This is a genomic window from Peribacillus aracenensis, assembly GCF_025175645.1.
Taxonomy (GTDB): domain Bacteria; phylum Bacillota; class Bacilli; order Bacillales; family DSM-1321; genus Peribacillus; species Peribacillus aracenensis.
Genome location: NZ_JANZMJ010000038.1, coordinates 16,469 through 35,817 on the forward strand (window position 1 = coordinate 16,469; position 19,349 = coordinate 35,817).

At 30.1% G+C, this 19,349-nt stretch carries 24 protein-coding genes; 23 read left to right on the forward strand and 1 reads right to left on the reverse strand.

The window, feature by feature from the left end:
* Positions 1-208 precede the first annotated feature (208 nt).
* Together N0M92_RS25185 and N0M92_RS25190 are read left to right on the forward strand one after the other, a co-directional pair.
* On the forward strand, positions 209-1,243 hold the full coding sequence (locus tag N0M92_RS25185; protein WP_260288371.1) for a DNA topoisomerase: 1,035 nt from the start codon (positions 209-211) through the stop codon (positions 1,241-1,243).
* Positions 1,222-1,581 (forward strand): DNA topoisomerase, encoded by a 360-nt coding sequence (locus N0M92_RS25190; RefSeq protein WP_260288411.1) that lies wholly within the window; start codon positions 1,222-1,224, stop codon positions 1,579-1,581. Before N0M92_RS25185 ends, N0M92_RS25190 begins: the two co-directional genes overlap by 22 nt.
* A 31-nt stretch (positions 1,582-1,612) precedes the next feature.
* Here N0M92_RS25190 and N0M92_RS25195 read toward each other — a convergent pair.
* Positions 1,613-2,763 (reverse strand): IS3 family transposase gene (locus N0M92_RS25195; RefSeq protein WP_397443921.1). Its coding sequence is split into 2 segments (ribosomal slippage): positions 1,613-2,514 and positions 2,514-2,763, totalling 1,152 coding nucleotides; the frame shifts between segments, so codons are not numbered across the junction.
* A gap of 268 nt (positions 2,764-3,031) precedes the next feature.
* On the opposite strand from N0M92_RS25195, the gene N0M92_RS25200 reads away from it, so the two are divergent.
* From N0M92_RS25200 to N0M92_RS25300, 21 genes are all read left to right on the forward strand, one after another.
* Entirely contained in the window at positions 3,032-3,160 is a 129-nt protein-coding gene (locus N0M92_RS25200) for a topoisomerase C-terminal repeat-containing protein (protein ID WP_260288412.1), read from the forward strand.
* Positions 3,138-3,620 (forward strand): CPBP family intramembrane glutamic endopeptidase, encoded by a 483-nt coding sequence (locus tag N0M92_RS25205; RefSeq protein ID WP_260288373.1) that lies wholly within the window; start codon positions 3,138-3,140, stop codon positions 3,618-3,620. Before N0M92_RS25200 ends, N0M92_RS25205 begins: the two co-directional genes overlap by 23 nt.
* A gap of 207 nt (positions 3,621-3,827) precedes the next feature.
* The gene (locus N0M92_RS25210) at positions 3,828-4,448 is read left to right on the forward strand and encodes a recombinase family protein (protein WP_260288374.1); all 621 of its coding nucleotides are present in this window, start codon (positions 3,828-3,830) and stop codon (positions 4,446-4,448) included.
* A 240-nt stretch (positions 4,449-4,688) separates the two neighbouring features.
* Complete coding sequence (locus tag N0M92_RS25215) at positions 4,689-4,973, forward strand: hypothetical protein (RefSeq protein WP_260288375.1); 285 nt, start codon at positions 4,689-4,691, stop codon at positions 4,971-4,973.
* A 230-nt stretch (positions 4,974-5,203) separates the two neighbouring features.
* Positions 5,204-6,157 carry a hypothetical protein gene (locus tag N0M92_RS25220; RefSeq protein WP_260288376.1) on the forward strand — a complete coding sequence of 318 codons (954 nt, stop codon included), beginning with the start codon at positions 5,204-5,206 and terminating at the stop codon, positions 6,155-6,157.
* 91 nt (positions 6,158-6,248) lie between these two features.
* On the forward strand, positions 6,249-6,722 hold the full coding sequence (locus N0M92_RS25225; protein ID WP_260288377.1) for a hypothetical protein: 474 nt from the start codon (positions 6,249-6,251) through the stop codon (positions 6,720-6,722).
* Between the two features lie 350 nt (positions 6,723-7,072).
* Complete coding sequence (locus N0M92_RS25230; RefSeq protein ID WP_260288378.1) at positions 7,073-7,360, forward strand: hypothetical protein; 288 nt, start codon at positions 7,073-7,075, stop codon at positions 7,358-7,360.
* 434 nt (positions 7,361-7,794) lie between these two features.
* Positions 7,795-8,019, forward strand: a complete 225-nt coding sequence (locus N0M92_RS25235) for a hypothetical protein (RefSeq protein ID WP_260288379.1) — start codon at positions 7,795-7,797, stop codon at positions 8,017-8,019.
* Positions 8,020-8,099: 80 nt separating this feature from the next.
* Complete coding sequence (locus tag N0M92_RS25240; RefSeq protein ID WP_260288380.1) at positions 8,100-8,642, forward strand: hypothetical protein; 543 nt, start codon at positions 8,100-8,102, stop codon at positions 8,640-8,642.
* 122 nt (positions 8,643-8,764) lie between these two features.
* On the forward strand, positions 8,765-11,344 hold the full coding sequence (locus tag N0M92_RS25245) for an isopeptide-forming domain-containing fimbrial protein (protein ID WP_260288381.1): 2,580 nt from the start codon (positions 8,765-8,767) through the stop codon (positions 11,342-11,344).
* A 102-nt stretch (positions 11,345-11,446) separates the two neighbouring features.
* Entirely contained in the window at positions 11,447-11,791 is a 345-nt protein-coding gene (locus N0M92_RS25250; protein WP_260288382.1) for a hypothetical protein, read from the forward strand.
* A 90-nt stretch (positions 11,792-11,881) separates the two neighbouring features.
* Positions 11,882-12,061, forward strand: a complete 180-nt coding sequence (locus N0M92_RS25255; RefSeq protein ID WP_260288383.1) for a hypothetical protein — start codon at positions 11,882-11,884, stop codon at positions 12,059-12,061.
* A 53-nt stretch (positions 12,062-12,114) separates the two neighbouring features.
* Positions 12,115-12,297: a hypothetical protein gene (locus N0M92_RS25260; protein ID WP_260288384.1), complete on the forward strand. Its 183-nt coding sequence runs from the start codon at positions 12,115-12,117 to the stop codon at positions 12,295-12,297.
* Positions 12,298-12,364: 67 nt separating this feature from the next.
* Positions 12,365-12,745 (forward strand): hypothetical protein, encoded by a 381-nt coding sequence (locus N0M92_RS25265; RefSeq protein ID WP_311202601.1) that lies wholly within the window; start codon positions 12,365-12,367, stop codon positions 12,743-12,745.
* A gap of 26 nt (positions 12,746-12,771) precedes the next feature.
* Positions 12,772-14,067 carry a CpaF/VirB11 family protein gene (locus N0M92_RS25270; RefSeq protein WP_260288385.1) on the forward strand — a complete coding sequence of 432 codons (1,296 nt, stop codon included), beginning with the start codon at positions 12,772-12,774 and terminating at the stop codon, positions 14,065-14,067.
* A gap of 32 nt (positions 14,068-14,099) precedes the next feature.
* Complete coding sequence (locus tag N0M92_RS25275; protein ID WP_260288386.1) at positions 14,100-14,945, forward strand: hypothetical protein; 846 nt, start codon at positions 14,100-14,102, stop codon at positions 14,943-14,945.
* Positions 14,942-15,685 carry a hypothetical protein gene (locus N0M92_RS25280; protein ID WP_260288387.1) on the forward strand — a complete coding sequence of 248 codons (744 nt, stop codon included), beginning with the start codon at positions 14,942-14,944 and terminating at the stop codon, positions 15,683-15,685. Before N0M92_RS25275 ends, N0M92_RS25280 begins: the two co-directional genes overlap by 4 nt.
* A 14-nt stretch (positions 15,686-15,699) precedes the next feature.
* Positions 15,700-16,062 (forward strand): hypothetical protein, encoded by a 363-nt coding sequence (locus N0M92_RS25285; protein ID WP_260288388.1) that lies wholly within the window; start codon positions 15,700-15,702, stop codon positions 16,060-16,062.
* 185 nt (positions 16,063-16,247) lie between these two features.
* Positions 16,248-16,490 (forward strand): DUF5415 family protein, encoded by a 243-nt coding sequence (locus N0M92_RS25290; RefSeq protein WP_260288389.1) that lies wholly within the window; start codon positions 16,248-16,250, stop codon positions 16,488-16,490.
* A 39-nt stretch (positions 16,491-16,529) separates the two neighbouring features.
* On the forward strand, positions 16,530-16,802 hold the full coding sequence (locus N0M92_RS25295; protein WP_260288390.1) for a TrbC/VirB2 family protein: 273 nt from the start codon (positions 16,530-16,532) through the stop codon (positions 16,800-16,802).
* Positions 16,803-16,877: 75 nt separating this feature from the next.
* On the forward strand, positions 16,878-19,292 hold the full coding sequence (locus N0M92_RS25300) for a hypothetical protein (RefSeq protein ID WP_260288391.1): 2,415 nt from the start codon (positions 16,878-16,880) through the stop codon (positions 19,290-19,292).
* The last annotated feature ends 57 nt before the right edge of the window (positions 19,293-19,349 follow it).

A 19,349-nucleotide genomic window follows, 5' to 3' on the forward strand; every position in this document is an offset into this window, starting at 1 on the left:
ATCTATAGGTATAAATTGCTATTTTATTTTATTGTTCAATAACTATTAATAAACACTATTGTTTCTTTAAATGCACTTATATAAGCTTTTTTAACTTTGTTGGAAAAGGAATATAAATAGTGCTATTGTTATAAATGTTTATAAATTGTGTTCATTAAATTTTTGTTAATTACCAGGTACTTTATATTAATTGGAAAGTAGGGGATTTTTGAAAACTGTCATTCTTGCAGAAAAACCAAATCAAGCGAAAAAATATGCGAATGCGCTGGGAACAGTAAAGAGAGGAAAAGGTTATTTTGATATTGACTCTAACATAATAAACTGGGACGTCAGTATTATCTGTGGTGTGGGCCATTTAGTTGAGTTATCAAGTATGGATAGATATGGTGAACAATATAAGAAATGGAACATGAATAATCTTCCTTTTCAGCCATCTAATATGCTATATGATGTTAGCGGAAAAACAAGAGATCAGTTTGTTAATGCAAAGAAGCAATTGGAAGAAGCTGATTTAATAATTGTGGCCACAGATCCAGACAGAGAGGGCGAAAACATAGCATACTCTATTTTCTCAATGTGTTCTAAGATAGTAAGAAATACACCTAAAAAAAGATTATGGATTAACTCGATGGTTGATAAAGAGGTACAGAGAGGGTTCAGGAATTTAAAGGATAGCAAGGAAACCTATAATTTTTATGTAGAGGCACAAACTAGACAAATCAGTGATTATTTAGTAGGCATGAATTTCACTCAATATTTTACTCTTTTTGCACAATCAAAAGGCTTATCAGGAATATATTCATTAGGTAGAGTTCAAACACCATGTAATAGTTTAATCGTACAAAATGACAGGGACATAAAAAATTTTAAGGAAGAGATTTTCTATAAATTAATTGGAATGGCAACTAAATATACAAATAATGATAAAGTTAAATTCTTTAGCGAAAAAAAGTATAGAACTAAAGATGAATTGGCTAGTGCTTTATATCCATTCCAACTAGAAGCAAAGATAAAAACTAATATTTTATCTGTACAAAAGGAAATTAAAACGAAAAAAGCTCCTAAGTTATTTAATTTAGGGGGAATTCAAAGCTATTCGAATAAAAAATGGAAATATAGTTTAGATAAATCCCTTAAAATAATTCAATCCTTATATCAAGAAGGCTACCTTTCATATCCTCGAACAGACTCTGATTTAATTACTACTAATGAGGGGAAGAAATTCTATTTACACTTAGTTTAGAGGAAGGTAAAACAAAACCTCCCTCACGACTAACTGAAGCTTCTCTTGGTGGTAAAGGTGGGCTTATGGATAGGTTAGGACTCGGTACCCCAGCAACTAGATCATCTATACTGAAAACGTTAATCGATAGAGAATATGTTAAAGTGGAAAAAACAAAGCTATATCCAACTGAAAAGGGTATTTTACTATATGATCTTACGCAGAATATTCTTTTAGGTAGTCCTGAAATGACAGCAAAATGGGAAGAATATTTGAAGAGAATTGAAGCAGGGGAAGGATCACAAAAAACCTTTTTAAATAATATTAATTCCTTCATTAGTAAAACATTATGGATTTGAGTCAATATTTTGGACACAAAAAAGTTAAATCTTAAGCTGCATTTCTAATTTGGTCTTCAATGGCTTGTGGAGTTTTATATCCTAAGCTGCTGTGAATTCTTCTTCGGTTATACCAACCTTCAATAAATTGGAATATCGCTAATTTAGCTGTTTGGTAATCTAGATAATGGACGTGGTTGACTTCTTCCTTTTTTAATATCGCATGAAAGGATTCAATACAGGCATTATCGTACGGGCAACCTTTCTGACTAAAGGATTGCTTAATATGATGATTCTGGGTATGTTGAGTAAACTCACTGCTTGTATATTGTGAGCCAAGATCCGTATGAAGAACTAAGCCCTCCGAGGGCTTTTGTGAAGAGTGAGCGTTATCGAAAGCTTCTATGACCAGTTCTGTCGTCATAGAACGTGAAAAGGAATACCCTACTATTTTCTTTGAATGAAGATCCAATACAGAAGCTAAATAACACCATCCGTCTTTTAACGTGTGGATATACGTAATATCAGCTACCCATTTCTCATTAATGGTCTGGGTGGTAAAGTCTCGTTTAAGCAAATTATCTAACTGAATAACTTTTTCTTTAGATGGATAAGGACGGTATTTTTTCTTCGTGATAGAACGAATACTCGCCTTGCTCATTAAGCGTTGAACACGCTTTAGACTGAGGGAAAATCCTTTGGTTAATAGGATTTGATGTATCTTAGGAGCACCATACCGTCCCTTGCTTTCTAGGTAAATGAGATTAATTTTATTCGTTAGTTCTTTGTTTTCCTGTTCGCGATTGGATACGACAAGTTGAAGAGACTGATAATGGCTGCTTCTTGGGATTTCTAATACTTCACACATTCTCTGTACAGGGTATAGATTCCTATTTTCCTCGATAAATTCGGTAAGATCTGTCTCGGTTATTTTTTCGCGAATATGGCCATAGCCTTTTTTAAGATTTCAACTTTCTGCTTTAACCGAAGGTTTTCCTTCTGTATGGCGGCTAATTCCTTCGGAGTCATAGACTCATTCCCTAAACCGATAGGGGTAAATTCTTTAACCCATTTATAAATAGTTACGTCTGATACACCATATTCGCCACTTAATTCTCTTACTGAATTACCCGAGTGATAAAGATCTACAATAGTCTTCTTGAATTCATTATTATATTTTTTACCTGTATTCTTACGTTCCAATACGAACACATCCCCTCAAAAATCATTGTAAGGACTTAACTAAAATGTGTCCATGAAACTATACTAACTCCAATTAAATGAATTAAAAGGAAAAAAATTAACTAGGGATACGGTCCAAAAAGTACAAGATATTAATAAAATTGAAATCGGTGATTATCTTGTAAAAGAGGAAAGTAAAGTTTTTAAATGTACTAATAAAAAACAAAATCCAGCTAAGGAATTTATTATTTTTAAGAAAATCTCAGGAAAAAATTTAACACTTCCTCAAATAAAACAGTTACTTATAAAAAATAAAACTAATTTAATTAAGGGCTTTACTTCTAACAAAAGTGGTAAGAAGTTTGATGCTTATTTAGTTCTAAAAGGTGATAAGGTTGAATTTGATTTTTCAAAGTAAAATTAAAATATTTAAGTTACCCCATACAAGTTTATTTAATAAAAATAAACTCATCACAATATTTCTAGGAACTATCCTTATATTAATAATTAGCTTAATATTAGCCTATTTAAGAAGTTTCTTCCCCTTTGTAACTAATACTAATACGGAGGGAATAAATGGACGAATAGATGCCAATATATTAAGTGTGATATCACCTTTATTATTAGCGCCTATAATTGAGGAATTTATCTTTAGAAAATGGGTCCCTAATGTGTTTCAAGAAATACTAGGTAGAAAAAAGACTATAGTACTATCTAATATAATATTTACTATATTACATTTAGATTTATACTTCTTACCCTATTTAGCTAATGGATTGATATATTCTTTATATTATGAAAAGACTAGAGATTTAAAAGTACCCATTATTATGCACATCTCTTATAATGTAACAGTTTTTCTAGCAACTTTTTCTTAATAAGAAGGTAATTCACTCGTAAAAAGTGGATTGCCTTTTTTTCAAAGAGGAATGATAATTAAATTTTAAAAACCGTATAATTATTGTAATTTTGGAAATAACCTCTAGTAATGGACTACATTATTCTTAATATTTTTATTGTATAATTATTGAACAATCCTTTATTATGAAGCAGCTAAAGTGTATTAGAAAGGTGGTGGAATTTCATTGAGGATTGGATATATAAAAAGTATGGAGTATGATACTACATCTACTGTAAACCTTGAAATAATGAAAAAAGTAGGCGTTGAAAAGATTATAGTGGAACTAAGTACTAATAAAGATAATTATCAAAAAATGCTTCTAGAGAGTATTGAATCAATGGAGGAAAAAGATATTTTAGTTATTAATTCTCTAGATGATTTAGGTGAAAGCATAGTTGATATTATAAATGTTGTTCAAAAATTAGATGAAAAAGACCTTGGCATAAGTGTAATTAATGCACATGTAGATCAAGATATTGTAGATGATTGGAATTTACAAAGATTATTATTAAAGCAATTACTTTTAGTTTTAGTATGGGTAGAAGATAAAGAAAAGAATGAAATTAAAAAAAGACAAGCTAAAGGAATGGAAACTATAAAAGCCTTAAAGGATTCAAAAGGTTCCGGAAGGCCTAAAAAGTATAGTAAATATGCTAAAGATCCAGAAGACCGAGATATCTATTTTAATGTAATACAAATGCTTAAAAATGATGTTCCTATAAAAAGAATATCAGACTCTTTAAAAATTTCCCGAAATACTATTTATACTATTAAAGAAGAATTTTTACATAAAGACAATGATTAAATCATTCGGTTGTTTTTAAAATAAATATAAAAGATACTAATTTTTAGTTTCTTTTATATTTATTTATCAGTTATATTGGTTACAATTTTACTAGTAACTTCTTTATTAGTAACTAACTGATTATAATATAAGTAACGGTAAAAGTAATAGCATTTAATATGTTCTAGATTATAGATAATTAATTCCGGCAATTAAAGCCGATATTGAAGGTAATGTAAGAAAATAAGGAGGGATATATATATGAATACATGGGAGAAGATGATTATTCCTGGTAGATCACTTAAGAAATATCGTCCTGTAGTATATCTATTAGTGTTAATTGGTATTGTATGGTTATTCAGACGTGTAATTATACAGCTATTACTTACTGTTTGTTTAATTTCATTTATTGGATTTATTTTATATAAAGCAATTTCTTATGTTTTAAACTTTAGTTTTTTTATCTTATATTTGGCGTTATGTACGATTGCTTTAGTATTTGCTATCGGTGGCGGATTGTGGCTGCTTAACTTAATGGGCCAATAGTCAATAATAATTTTTTGGGTAATTAGTCTTGGTGTAAGGTAGTACTTTGTTCACAAGGATAATGACTTATGACATAATTGGTAGAATTAGAAAAGATAACAAAAAAACCCCTCGATAGTTTGGCGACATCTGGGGTTCTAGCAGGAAGGATATTATACCTTTTAATAATTATAATAATCTAAATATAACACAGGTATACATCCTCCTTCCACTGAAAGGAGACTTAATAAATGTTTATTAAAGCTAAGAAAAAAAGAGAAGAATTACTACTACCAATACTGCATTATGTGGTGGCGGATGACTGGATAGACAAACTTGGACCGAAGGCCTTTACTTCATGGTTAAAATTTCATACTTGGGTTAATAGAGCTGATGAGAAAATTAATGACATTAGCCAGGCTAAAATTCCAATGTCTATTGAGAAGGTAGCTGAGAAATTAGAAATGAGTAAATCCACATTATATAGAACTATTATACCTGTACTTTGGGAATATGGATTAATTGATCTAGTGGAATATGAAAATAGTAAGCGTAAAACTCAAAAACCAATTAATATAATTCCTTATGATTACCCACAAAATAATAAGGAATTAGAAACAAGACCTTTGGAAAAATGCCGAGATTGGAAAATGGACTATAATACTACTGCTTCATTTTTTGCTAGACAAGGTGGAAGAAAATTAGAGAAAAGTATTAAAGTAGACGGTTGCGAAAATGCAACGGTAGACTGTTGTGAAAATGCAACGGTGACGGTTGCGAAATTGCAACCCAATAATGTTTTAAATAACTTAATAAATCATAAATCAAATACTTTATTAATGGATGAAGAAGAAGGATTGGATTATAAAGATAAAATATTATTCAAATCGCTTATTTCTAAAGATATAGATGCCTATATAGCGAAAACAATAGTTACTTTATCAGAAGATAATGATCTTTTTTTATACGAATATGAAGTGGTAGAACAATATAAACAAATGTATTTAGAAATAAATTTAGAAGGAAAAGAAATAATAGATTACCCTAAATATTTTCTAAACGGGATTATCATGCAGCGACAACAACGTAAAACTAAAAAACATCAAAGGGATCTCAAACGATTATATGAAGAAAAGTATAAAAGGCAAAATAAAGAAAGTGAACGTATTAAATCTTTCCCAATGTACAATTGGTTAGAGGAATAAAATTTTTTATACATACAATTTAATTAAAACGTGATAGAACGAATATGATATAATGTTCAATAAAATGTTCAAATTACAGGGGGTGACTAAGTTGTTTTATAGGAATAAAGTCTTATTCGCAACTTTCTTGATTGGGGTAATTTTAAGCTTGCCTGCTTGTAAATCTGATTCGGAATCATCAATTGAATTAGAAAAAGGAGCCACATACATTGGGAAGAATGCTACATTTGAATTGATAGAGGTTAATTCAAGTGACTCTTGGACAATTAAAAGTCAAAGTGAAGATGATACTAATTACACCGTAGTTTCAGTAAAAGAAACTGGTGAAAATGTAGGTGAATATCCCATAATTGAATTGAAAGCCACTGAAGTAATGGGGGATATAGATAGTCGTTTTGCGAAACGAGAAGGTCGGCAATTCATTATGATCCAAGATGATGAAGGTTTATATTTTAAATCCATTGCCGAGGATATTATTAAAGAAATGGAAGATGAATTGCAAAAAACAGAAGATAAAGATGAATTAATTAAGAAATTATCAAACTTTAAATTCGTTAGGGAATAGTACCTAAAAAAATTGGATTAAATAGAAATTAATTAGTTGACTGTTCAAAAATGGTGTGTGATAATAAAGGCAGATTAAACCTAGTAATTAGATTTTAGATTTACATAGGTTCGTAACAATAACTTATTACTCTGCTATTATTCTCTCTTTAGTTACAAAGTAACCGCAATTATTTAAGAAGTCGGATCTCAAAAAAATATAAATGAACACATTTATATTTTTTTGAGGGAAAGAAACAAAGTTTCCTAATCTGTGCTTTTGGCAGTTTCTTCTCAACTAAAGAAAGGTAGTAGTCATTAATTAGACTGCTGCCTTTTTTTACTTAATAATTTGAAAGGAGAAAGATAAATATGACCCAAGCAATGTTAGATAAAACTTATGCAGGATGGACAGAATATGATGTGAAAGAGAAAAGTTGGCAAGTGTTTACACTTGGTGGGGAGATATATATTAAAACAGACTTTCGTGGAAACTTTATTAACGCTAGTACTAATAAATTGGTATCTATATCTGATATATTTCATTTGATTAGAAACTGTACTGATAGTGAAGGTTATATGCTCGCTAAAAGGAAAAAAATTGGTGCTCCATTATGGCCGCAAAAGAACAAGAAAAAATTAAGAATGCCTATTTATTAATCACGTGTATAAGTTTTTAATATGCAAATAATATTTAAAATTGTTTGCGCTGTCCTTTGAAAACTGAATATAGTTGACGTACTGCATTTGTATCCTTCGCAAGTGTTACCTGGATGGTTTCCAGGAGTATAAGATTTAATAGATACTAGAAGGTGTCTTTATTTTTCATAACATAAGTTATGGGTTGCTGATTATCCAGAAATCAGTTTCATTTAAGTTACTTTGCCATGACCATAGAGTAGAAAACCAACTACTTGATAATTGACGAAGCAAAGATTGATTTGCCACGATCCATTTATGGGGAGCAAATTTCTTAATAAGGTGGCAACTCAATGCCTGAATGTTGCATAAAAAAAGACATATTATTATTTGTATATTAAAGAATTATACTGTTTTAAATAGGCGTATTGTAAATTAAAAAGGTGTGATTGAACATGTGGTACTGTACTCTCCATTTTGTTTCAGGAAATACTCATAATGTAGTGTTTTCTGATGAAGAAAAGGCAAATAAGTTTATTAAAAATATCCAAAATTGTACTGGTGGTATAGAAAATTTTATTTATAACAGCAACAACAGTATTGGAATTTATATAAACACAAGAAATATTGAAATGATAACAGAGCCAATGGAATATAAAGAGGATAATATTAGTCATTAAGAGCAGCCAATAATTATTGGCTGCTCTTTTTTTGTTTCTAATTATTAATAATTAACATAAAAAGGGGATAGGAATAATGTTTGGTTGTGATCAAGAAATGCAATGCCTTAATACAAAATACAGAAAATCGAATGATGCTAATTGATGCTCTCGAATATGAACTAATTGACAATTTATGTGAAAGTAATGATATTCAAAAAGCTTCAATAAAAATTGATAAGGAAAATTTTATTTATAATGAAGAAGCACCATTAAAAGTTGTTTCAGGTGTAATTAATATTAACCCCTATTTTGAAGGAAATATTAAAGATCACATTATTAAGAACTTCCAAAAAAAGCCTTTTACAACTTATTTAGAGGACCGATATTTTCATGATTTTGGTCTAGTGGATATAGAAATATTCGATTCTACTGATAATAAAGAGGGCCTTCCATTTTATGCTCTAATTTGTTCAGAATTTAACCTGAATCCTGAAAGTGGACGAGCAATTACCGCATTTGTATCTTATAGCAATTTATCAACTCTTGAAAGTATATTAAATCGTGACTTTATATTATCTATTCAAGAACAAAAACATTTTAATGGAAATCTAATTGAAGGCAACTGGAAAATGTTGCTTTGACGAAGGATTAAGGTTAAAAGCAGGATTTAGCAGCATAACTTTTCACTTAAGGTGGTGATGCTGTGTTAATAAGAAGTCCAACATAATTTCTTTCAAATTTAATTAAGAAAGGGATTGTGGATATGACTCAAATGTTGCTAAGTCCAAAGCTTTTAATTACTTCGATACTGTTGTTTGTGCTACTTTTAAACTTTGAATCCAGCACTTACGCAATGGATATTACAAAAGGTGATAAGGTCGTTGTTGTAGAGGAAAATACAACAGTTCCCTCTAAATATAAATTCATTGCACAATTTAACAAGAATAAAACCACAGTTACTCCATTTGGTCTAAAAGCCACAAATACATCTTCACTTGGAGGAATATCTTATCTATCATTAAACCCTGGAAGTGATACTTCCCTTAAAGGAAAATTTGGAGTGATTTATACTAATATTGGCCACTATAAAGATAAAGATATAGATTTGAAAATAACAGTTCTTGATTGGAAAAGATATATCAACAACAATAGTGGGAAAATTTCTTTTAAGTTAACTGGTATCGGTGAAAATAATCAGGGATTTGATTATGTTGATCAAAAATGGGAGTTTTTCGAGAGTGGTACTAATAAAAAAGTTAAGATAAACGGTTATATGACTATAAACGACTTAGATTCAAGGCAAGGAATTAGGTTTGATAAAGTTACATCTAATTCTATTGGGAATATTCTTGTTGATCCTTCTACTAAAGGTTTCTTGTCCTATTCTAATACAAATGGTGAAGTAACAATTTATGAAGAAAATGGTATCCTTTCAGACTCAAATGATTTACATGCAATGGCTACTGTTTTATATGATGATTTAGATACTATTAGATTTAAGTGGGAAAGGGATTTTAAAAAAACAACAACTAATGTAAATAAAGTATATGATGCTGATGCAACAGATGGGGAGTATTTTGGATATTTAGCTAAAAAACCTGCTAGATCAGAATTGCTTGAACCTACAAAAACAATAGAATCAAATGGTATAGAGTCAGAAACTATAAATATTTCATCAAATAAAACATTTAACTTTAATTTATATCATTCAGTTCCAGATGAATGGTCAGAATTTTATTATGATAACTATTCAATAACAGATACGATTGATAATCGCTTGGCTATTCAATCTATAAAAGTATTAAATGAAGAAGAGAAGGATGTCACTAGTTATTTTGACAGCAAAACTAATGGTAATTCAATTAACTTGGTTGCTAAAGCATCCAATATTAAGAGGAGTTCCTTTTACAATAATACCTACAAGGTAGTCGTTACTGTAAAAGTGAAAAATTCTTCAGATTTAGCCAACGCTGTTAAGAATGGGAAGGTTTTTTTTAATAACGTCTTTACCGTAACAACAAACAGCAAATCCAAAAAATCTAATCAAGTAACAGCTAATCTAAATCAGAGAAAAATTGATATTTGGCATTTGGATAAAATTGATCAATCCACTTTAGAACATCTTTCAGGAAATTTATTCGATGGAGATAGTTATTCTTATTCGACTAAAGAAAATTTTAAAAAAGGTGATTATGGTTATACAGCAGCCCCTAAAGAAACTAAAAAGGGAACAATTGATGGAGAAAATGTAGAATTAAAATTCTATTACCTATTACCATTAATAGATGTTAATATGAAGCATTTTCAAATTTACACAGGGGATGCAAATGAAGGGTTACCAGTTAAAGTGAATTTAACTAGGGTATTCCCGTATGGAACAAGCATTTCAGAAGTAGCTAACAAGAAATTAAAAATAGCATTATATGAACAAAAATCAAATGATGCACTTATTTCAAAGGAATACACCTTAAAAGATGTTCCGACTAGTATTGATGATTGGATCATTCCTAAAAATAATTTAGTGAAGGATACTCATAAAAACTATGTAGTGAAAATTTCAGAAGTAGATAATAAAGAAATTGTTTCTACCAATCCTGATATTAATACAGATGGTTATACATCTTCTGGGAAATCATTTAAGGTTGATGCAGCGAATAACAAAAAAATTTCTTATAAAGGCGTTGTAATGACCGAGAGAGAAATAAAAGAAGATATGAAAGTTCATTATGAGACACTAACTATTCCTTTGGAAAAGCTATCTAAACAAAAAACTGGTTATGGATTCGAGCTGAAAACTGAAGTAACTTATGAAAATGATTTGGCACAATTCTTTAATATTAAAGTAGAATCTTTAGTTGATAAAAGATTAATAGATTCTTATTTATCATATCAACAGCAGGATAATTATAATATTGTTCCATTAGAACAAACGAATAAATCAATTAGTACAGATAAGAAAAGTACAAATTATATCTTTGAACTACCACATGTTAATGTAGAACAAAAAACAGGATATTTATTCTCCGATAACCAAGTGGCAGCCAATGATCCACATATAACGTATAAATTAAAAGATGGATTGAGAAAGCTTTATGCACCGATTTGGTCAGATTTAGGTAACTATAATGTTTCCCTACAATCAATAGAACCGATTGGGGTAAATAAAGTAACATTCCATGTAAATGACAAATTAAATTTATATGCTTACATGTTTGGAACGATTGGTTCTGAGACATTGGAAGATGATGAAATTTTGATTGAACCAGTAGATCCAAAAGATCCATTTCCTGAGGGCTTACCAAATGGATGGACAAAAAGTGATTTAGAATGGTTTAAAAAATAAAATCAGGAGAATGATAGTAAGAATCTATATATATCTTGTTTATTGTCGGTTAGGTATTCCCTAAAGAATCTTAACTAAACTAACAGAAAGGTGGTTATTGATATGGTTGTGCTGTCTTATGATTCTGCAAAGCGTTCACTCATTATGCTTGCAGTTTATCTGGTTTGTGCTTCTTTAGCTATCAAAGGTGTGGGCCATTTGTTAGAGTATAATTTTATTTCCGGCTTTGAATCATTGTTAGGGGAGGGGAAATTAAGCTTTGAGTTACCTAAGTTTAATTTTGACAACTTAAGTTTTGATTTGATTGCAACTACCCTAAAAGAAAAGATTCAAGGAATTATCAATGTCCTTGCTGGTTCTGCATTAGGAATTGTAAATTATGCTCTTTTTAGCAGTACGGTTGCAGCTAATAAAACAGTAGTAACAAAAATTGCGCTAAACGTGTAAGAAAATAGTTTTATTTAAGAGGAATACAATATTTTATTGTATTCCTCTTTATTTTGAATTTATTTCGAAAAATAGAAAGGAAGATAATTAATGTTAGATCAAAATACGGATAGGTCCTGGTGGATGATTGGGGCAGTAATTGTTGGTGCATTATTAATAGGCTTAGCAAAAGTAGCATTCCCTGAAGTGTTTAATCTTGTAATTACTTTCTTTAAATCTATGATACCAAAGGGCCTAGACACTATCTTAGGGGCATTTTGGGGATTTTAGATAAAGAAAATTATTGTTTATAAAAAAATATCGATAGAAAGGGATGATATAAAGTGTTAGATCAAAATACGGATAGATCCTGGTGGATGATAGGTGCAGTAATTGTAGGAGCTTTATTAATTGGTTTAGCAAAAGTGGCCTTTCCTGAAGTGTTCGAAATTGTCATTAGCTTCTTTAAGTCTATGATTCCAAGTAAGATAGGCTCAATCATTGGTGTTTTCGGTTTTTGGGGATAGTGATTATTTAAGGAATGCAGTAGAAACTTGCATTCCTTTTTTGTTATTAGATGAAAGGAGTACTTAAATGCTGAGAGACTTCCCTTATATTATAGGGTTAATGTTTTTAGGAATCTTTCTAGTGATCATTACAGGTATTTACTATCAAAAAACTTATAAACAAGATTCAGTCATATTAGGACTAACGGAAACAGTTAGGAGTAGTGCCATCAATAATGCTGATAATAGTAGTAGATTAAGAGTAGGAGAACTTTTTATTGATAAAGAAAAGTTCGAAAAAGATTTCAAACAGAAAATCATATCAAACAAAAATGTAAATCTAAGTGATGAAGTTACGTTTGAATTTGAATATCTAGAAAATGAAAACGGAGCAACAAAGGCGATTAGAGTATTAATAAAAGATAATGGCTCTATTTACCAAGCTACAGCAAAAGTCAGTATAGCTTAATCTTAGTGAAAAGTAGGAGTGAATTTATGGAAATAAGAAGGAGGGGCGATTCAAACTCCCCAATAATTAAGCCCGAATTATTAAAGAATATACAAGAAACCTTAATACAATCACACGCAGAATTAATTGTAAGAGGGTTATTGGATAGTGAAGCAAGAGAAGAACTTAAGTATGTAGTAATTAAGGACCATGCACATATTGTTAAATCAAATGATGAATTAGCTGATTATATTGTTCAAGAAACAGTGGGTACAGGAATCATAGAAGAAATAATTAGAGACGAAACGGTTACTGATATTGGATATAACGGTTCCGATCTAATTATTGAAGGTAATGATAAAAAGAAAAAGTACACAGGAAGCACAAAAATCACAGAAGAATATATCGTTAGGATTATACAAAAATTTGCTAATGCAAACGGGAAAGATTTTACCCCTAAAAATTCCATATTAGATGGTAAGTTTGGTAATATCCGTATTAATGCTGTTCATAATAAAAATAGTACGGAAGGAACCACCATGAGTTTGCGTGTTGTTCGCCCTAAATTGGCACTTAGAAAGGAGAACTTCACAGATTTTGCACCAGATTATATGTATAGTTTCTTTGAAAAGTTTGTTCAATTAAGAACGAATATTGCGATTAGTGGTGAGACAGGAACAGGGAAAACTGAATTACAAAAATTATTAGCTTCCTTTATTCCTTTCAAACATAAAATAGTTTTAATAGAAGATACAGCCGAAACATTCTTAAAAGAAATGTTTCCTGATAAGGATATACTTTCTTGGGTGACCAGTTCAGACGTTACTATAACCGATCTCGTTAAAGCTGCCTTACGGAATAATCCTAGATGGATGCTTGTTTCAGAAACAAGGTCTATGGAAGCCTATGAAATGATTCAAGCAGTTTTATCTGGCCACCATATCATTACTACATTACATGCTGTAAATGCTAAAGCCATTCCTAGACGATTCGTGAATATGGCCAAGATGGGATATTCCGTATCAGAAAAGGATCTTGAACAAGATATAAGAAGGTATTTTGATTTTGGTGTCCATATTAATCGTGTAGATTATAAGGGGAAAATTATTAGATATTTATCGGAAGTTGTCGAGTTTAATGAAAATAAAGATCAAACCATTTTCAAACAGAGATTTGTAGATGGGAAATTTCTATGTGAGACGGGAAAAATATCTGAAAGCCTAAAAGAGCGTTTAGCAGAAGCAAATATTGAAATGGATTTTCCAGAAGAACAAAAACATACTCGATATGCTAAGGCCGAAACCAAGCCATATGAGGAACCAAAAGTAATTAAATTTATTTAATTACCACTTAATTTAGAGAGGGGGGATGATATTTGAAAGTAGTTTCTAATAAAAAGATAAAGCGTTTAAAAACTCAAAAGAAAAACGTTTTAAACGTGGATGAATTAAACGCTTATAAAGTCGCCTATGGAAAACCTCTTAAAACAAAAGATTACGTTTATTATGTAGGGATGCCTTCTCTAATATTTATAGGATTTTCTTTTATATTGCTTTATTATTGGTGGTTATCACTCATCATGAGTGTGTTTGGTGGCATGTATGGGATTAAAGTGTTTTTACCAAAAAGCATTGAAAAAGTTTATAAGGCTCAGTCTTTCGCACAAAGAAACAAATTTGTTAATAATATGACTCAAATTCTTACAGATGAAGGTAAAACTGTCACTAGAGCATTAGCCACTGTAAATACAAGAACTGATGGAGAGTTTCAGGAAGATATAACCAGGCTACAAGCTCGATTAATTGGAGCAGATAATAACCAAATTAAGAATGCTTTTAAAAGTTTATCTGAGAAGTACAAAGATGATGTCATATTTATTCAATATGTAGAGCAACTTGAAACTGCCATGTTGGAGGGTAGGGCCAATATAGACACGTTAAAAGATATTAAGTCTTATCATAATGATATGAAGAAGAAACAGACTGAATACGAAGTAAAAAAGCAAGGGCATTTAAAGGATATGAAAATGCTTTGTGGTGTGGTTGTCGTATTTATTTTAGCTGTTTCTTTTTCTTTTGGTTTCGGTACTTATGTTAATGATTTTGCACATCATCCCACTGGATGGGTATCATGTGGAATTTATATGTTATTAATGCTGCAGTTCTTTAGGAAATTTTCCACTTATCTCTTTGATGATTCAGTATTGGAGGTAAAGATGTGAAAATATCAAGTCAAACAAAAAAAAGCAAGAAATTTTACCGTCTAATAGCTGAAAAAGACTTGTATCCTATGCTTCGAGAAATGGGAAATACACTAAAAAATATAGATCAATTCCAGAAAAAAAGGCTGCTGCAATCTTTGGTGGTTTTAGTTATTTTTATGATTTGTGGATTATTCCTTTCTAAATGGTTTTATATAGGTTCTTTAATTGGTTCCGTTTTGTTCTTTAAGATGAAATACAAGAAAATCAGTTCCAAATATTCAACCTGGAAATTCCAAAGGCATTTACAATTCTCCAAATTCACAAGGTTGTTAATCCCTTATTTAAAGCAGAGTAAAGGACAGGTTTCTTTATATGCCATTTTTAATAAGATTTTACAACGTCTAGAAGATGAGCAAGACAGAAATTCCTTATATAAATTGATGAGTGAAATGAGTAGTAAGCCGAGTGATATTCAACCTTTCATAGATTTTGCGAACAGATCAAGTGGAACTGATATGTCCGTATTATTCATGAGTACTATATTTGATTTCCAACAAAGTACCTTTGACACATCAGTTATTGATGAATTGGGGAAAATTGCTAGTGAAGAATTAATTTCGAACATTGATGAAATCATTAATTTCAAATTAAGGCGATTTGTATTTTTCCCTACAAAAATTGTCATGTCTTCATTTGTGATTGTTCTAGGATTTGCTATTGCTGTATTAATAGCTAACCTTTCAAATATGAAGTTCTAGAAAGGAGATAATCAATGCAGGAACTATCAATAATGGAGTTTGTTAAGTGGTTTATTGCATTATTGGTAATAATGATGTTAATTTCTCTAGCCATGTTTTTTATAGAGTTAAGCAATGTAAATTCCTTTAAACAACAAGTAAATTATCAAATTGAAAGGCAGGGAGGGTTAACTAATACAGCAATTTCAAATATAAATCAGACATCAAATGATTATTATAATGGAACCTTTACTGTTATTAGCGATCGTTTAAATACAAAAGTAGCATATGGCGAACCGGTAGATTATGTAGTTAAAGGTACTTTCGATATAAAGATTCTACCCATTCCAGATGTGAAATTAGAGTTTAATGGAACAGGAGTTTCCCAGGTTCGCTAGGTAGGAGGAGGGAAGATTGCTAGAGAGTAATGTTTTCAGACTTATCATGTTTATAGGGGCAGTAATAGTAGTTGGAATAATTATTTCATCCATTATAGAAAACATTGATGAAATAAATACCCTATATGATAATTTCTTTTCTTATAGATTACAAAAATATTGATAAAAAGTGAGGAATTAGAAAATTGGCAGGTAGAAAAAAAGAAAGTTCATTTCAAACAGCAGCAAGGGAGATATTAAACCAGGAAGACATTGATTTTAACGAGTGGAAAAAGGACATTATTAATAAAAGAAAATTGGCTGTGATGTCAGATGAAGATAAAGAATGGACTGAAAGAACAATTGATGAAGAAGCAATGAAATTAGTTTTAAATAAAATTAGTTCAGTTCCACCAAGTACTACTAATAATTATGCATCACAAAATTAATTTATATATTTAATTTTTCGTAGAGAGTAGGATAATAAAATGAATTTACTTCAACGTTTAGGTGCTCAATTATCATATAATGATTTTTTCTCAAATGTTTCGTCTTCAGTTAGCAAATTTACAGGAAAGCTTCAAGGTATAGCATTAGTAGTAATTATTGCTTGTATTGTGATCACAGGGTTTATGTTTATTTTTGGTGAAGGACCAAGTCGTACAGCTAAAAAATGGCTTGTCTATATTGTTATTGGTGCAGTTCTAATCTTTGGGGCTGCCACATTAGGAAGCACAATCAAAGATGTTTCAGGATTCTAAGAACTAGGGTCAGATAAAAAGGAGATACTATGTATCTCCTTTTTATATTGAAGATAGAGAGGGGCAATAAATATTATGTATAAAGTAAGTTTTTCGAATGTTGATAAAAAAATCATACGTTCTTTAAAATCATTAAAATCAAAGAATGGTCATTCACTTTATAATGCTGATAAATTATTGAAAAGTATTCATGAAATCATACCAGGCAAAACTAAACTTAACATTATAGTAAGTGATGTGGAAAATGAATTAGATTATAGTTTTGAAGGTAAAATTATTAGTTCTAATGAAGAACCTCCAAATTTAATTGAAATATTGGAAGAGGATATTATTGCTTCTGGTCATGAGGATGCCCAAAAAATAATTAATGAATTGGAAAAACAATATCAATTAGAAGCAGCCAACCAAAACCTTGATGAAATTCATGATAAAAGTCGTGCAGCGAAACGAGGTAATAAAAAAGGTTTAAAGTTAATGGGGCGTATAAAAAAAGGATCTAAAAACATTGAGGAATCCAAAGAAGCTAATGATTTTGATGAATTAGAAGAAAATGAAGTATCAATAAGTTCTGCAGTTAATGATGATTTTGCTGAAATTAATGATGATGTAGTCAATGGATATTCAGAGTCATTTGTTGATGATAACATTACGGACCTAGAAAATACGAATGAGGATTTAACTAATTCATTTGAAGAAATTAATACGGATAGATACGAAAATATAGAGGGAGAAAATAACGAAAATGTTGAAGAAACACCTTTATTAGATGAAATTGATACGAATAAAGACATGTTAATAGAAGATATTTATGAAGAAACATATTCTGAGCATCCTGATTCATTTAATAAAGCAGAAAGTAAAGATGCTGATCAGAAGAAAAATGAGAAAGTGATATTTCCTGCTTATGATTCTTATTTAAACTTATCACAAGTAAATCCCACTATAGAAAGAAATAAGGAAAGGTTTGAAAAGGAACATTTAATTAAATTTTTAGGATTGAATACTTTTGAGGCAGATAAAAAAAATTCAGACTTAAATTCTATCATGATTAATTATGCTATGAATATGTTGGATGAATCTAAATTTGTTCTGTTAAAGGATTATTTGCACAATTCTATTGAAGCCATTAAAGATAAAACTCAAACGAATTTAGCCCAGGCTTATGAACAAGCAATGGCTTTAGATTATGAAGAAGAAGCAACGCAGAAATTAAAAGAAGATCTTGAAAAAATTTATGATGAAAGTGATTCTATTTTTGAGGGTTATCAAAATGAACAGGACGAAGAATATCGTGTAAAGTTAGAAAAATTTGAACATGAACAAGAAAAGGCTTTAGAAGAATTTAAAAGAGGTCAAAGTCTTGAAAAATCTATTTATATTCAAGAATTAGATACAAAAAAATCAGCAAGAATTAGTTTATATAAAGAAAAAGTCCAATCAGAATTAAATACTAAAAAAGAAAAGCTCTTGGATGGTAAAATGCATGAGCTAAAATACATGTCAATTAATCAACTAACAGAAACAAAACGACAAAACGTTAGATTTTTTGAAGAAGAACTAGAGGGGGCGGTTGATGATTCTTGGATTTCCATGCAAAAAACATTAGAAGAGTTAAGGAATGATATTGAGCTGCATATACCATCCTGGAAACAAGAGTTAAATGAAAAGAGAAAATTCGAAGCTGAAGAAAGAGAAGAAGAAAGAAAAAAAGAAGAACTGGAATTGCAAAAACAACGAATTGAATTGCAACGTCAACAATTAGAGTTAAATAAAAACGGGGGCTCTTTAAAAAATCCAGAAAATGAAGATAACGTTTTTAAACTGATTGAAAAAAAATTCTCTGAAATTGATAAAAGAATCAATAATAAGCTACAAACTCAACCTCAACCAACGAATAGCATTCATCCACTACCCGAAATTCAATCTAATAAAAAGAGTAATAAAAGATCAAAAACTATAGTAACAAGTGGAGCATTAGCAGTATTAATCGGAAGTGGAGCTTTAATAGGATACTTATCAACAAATGATCATAATACAAATATTGCTGAAGCAAAATCAAATGGTTACGAAGAATTAGAAAATAAATTAAATGATTTAGAAGGGAAGCTAAATACAGAAAATATAAAAAATGATACAGAATTACCAAGTTTAGATAGCCTTCTTAAAGAAAAAAAATATGAGGAAGCAATGAGACTCTATAAAGATAAAGGTAGTTTAACAAAAATTGAAGAAAATTTATTTGAAAATAAAGATTTGCCGACTCTTATTATTTTTAATAAAACTTTCGAGAATGAAACAGTTTATGGTTCTCTTGATGAAAGTATTTTATCTAAAGAAACGGATAAAGTAGTAAAAACGTATAAAGGTTTGTCTAAAAAAGCGAAAGAAAACATTTCGAAAAGTAGACGAGCTGCAATGGCTCTACTTCTTTATCAAGAAGATGAAAAAAAGTTAGCAAATGAGATATTAGAAATAAAAAATAATAAATAAAAGGAGAACTTAAGCTTATGTTTCATAAAATCGAGAATGAAAAATATAAATAAATGA

Bases quoted from the DNA above. Each gene is read 5' to 3' on its own strand.
- N0M92_RS25215 (WP_260288375.1), top strand. From the start codon at position 4,689: ATGAATACATGGGAGAAGATGATTATTCCTGGTAGATCACTTAAGAAA.
- N0M92_RS25220 (WP_260288376.1), top strand. From the start codon at position 5,204: ATGTTTATTAAAGCTAAGAAAAAAAGAGAAGAATTACTACTACCAATA.
- N0M92_RS25230 (WP_260288378.1), top strand. From the start codon at position 7,073: ATGACCCAAGCAATGTTAGATAAAACTTATGCAGGATGGACAGAATAT.
- N0M92_RS25235 (WP_260288379.1), top strand. From the start codon at position 7,795: ATGTGGTACTGTACTCTCCATTTTGTTTCAGGAAATACTCATAATGTA.
- N0M92_RS25245 (WP_260288381.1), top strand. From the start codon at position 8,765: ATGACTCAAATGTTGCTAAGTCCAAAGCTTTTAATTACTTCGATACTG.
- N0M92_RS25250 (WP_260288382.1), top strand. From the start codon at position 11,447: ATGGTTGTGCTGTCTTATGATTCTGCAAAGCGTTCACTCATTATGCTT.
- N0M92_RS25255 (WP_260288383.1), top strand. From the start codon at position 11,882: ATGTTAGATCAAAATACGGATAGGTCCTGGTGGATGATTGGGGCAGTA.
- N0M92_RS25265 (WP_311202601.1), top strand. From the start codon at position 12,365: ATGCTGAGAGACTTCCCTTATATTATAGGGTTAATGTTTTTAGGAATC.
- N0M92_RS25270 (WP_260288385.1), top strand. From the start codon at position 12,772: ATGGAAATAAGAAGGAGGGGCGATTCAAACTCCCCAATAATTAAGCCC.
- N0M92_RS25285 (WP_260288388.1), top strand. From the start codon at position 15,700: ATGCAGGAACTATCAATAATGGAGTTTGTTAAGTGGTTTATTGCATTA.
- N0M92_RS25295 (WP_260288390.1), top strand. From the start codon at position 16,530: ATGAATTTACTTCAACGTTTAGGTGCTCAATTATCATATAATGATTTT.
- N0M92_RS25300 (WP_260288391.1), top strand. From the start codon at position 16,878: ATGTATAAAGTAAGTTTTTCGAATGTTGATAAAAAAATCATACGTTCT.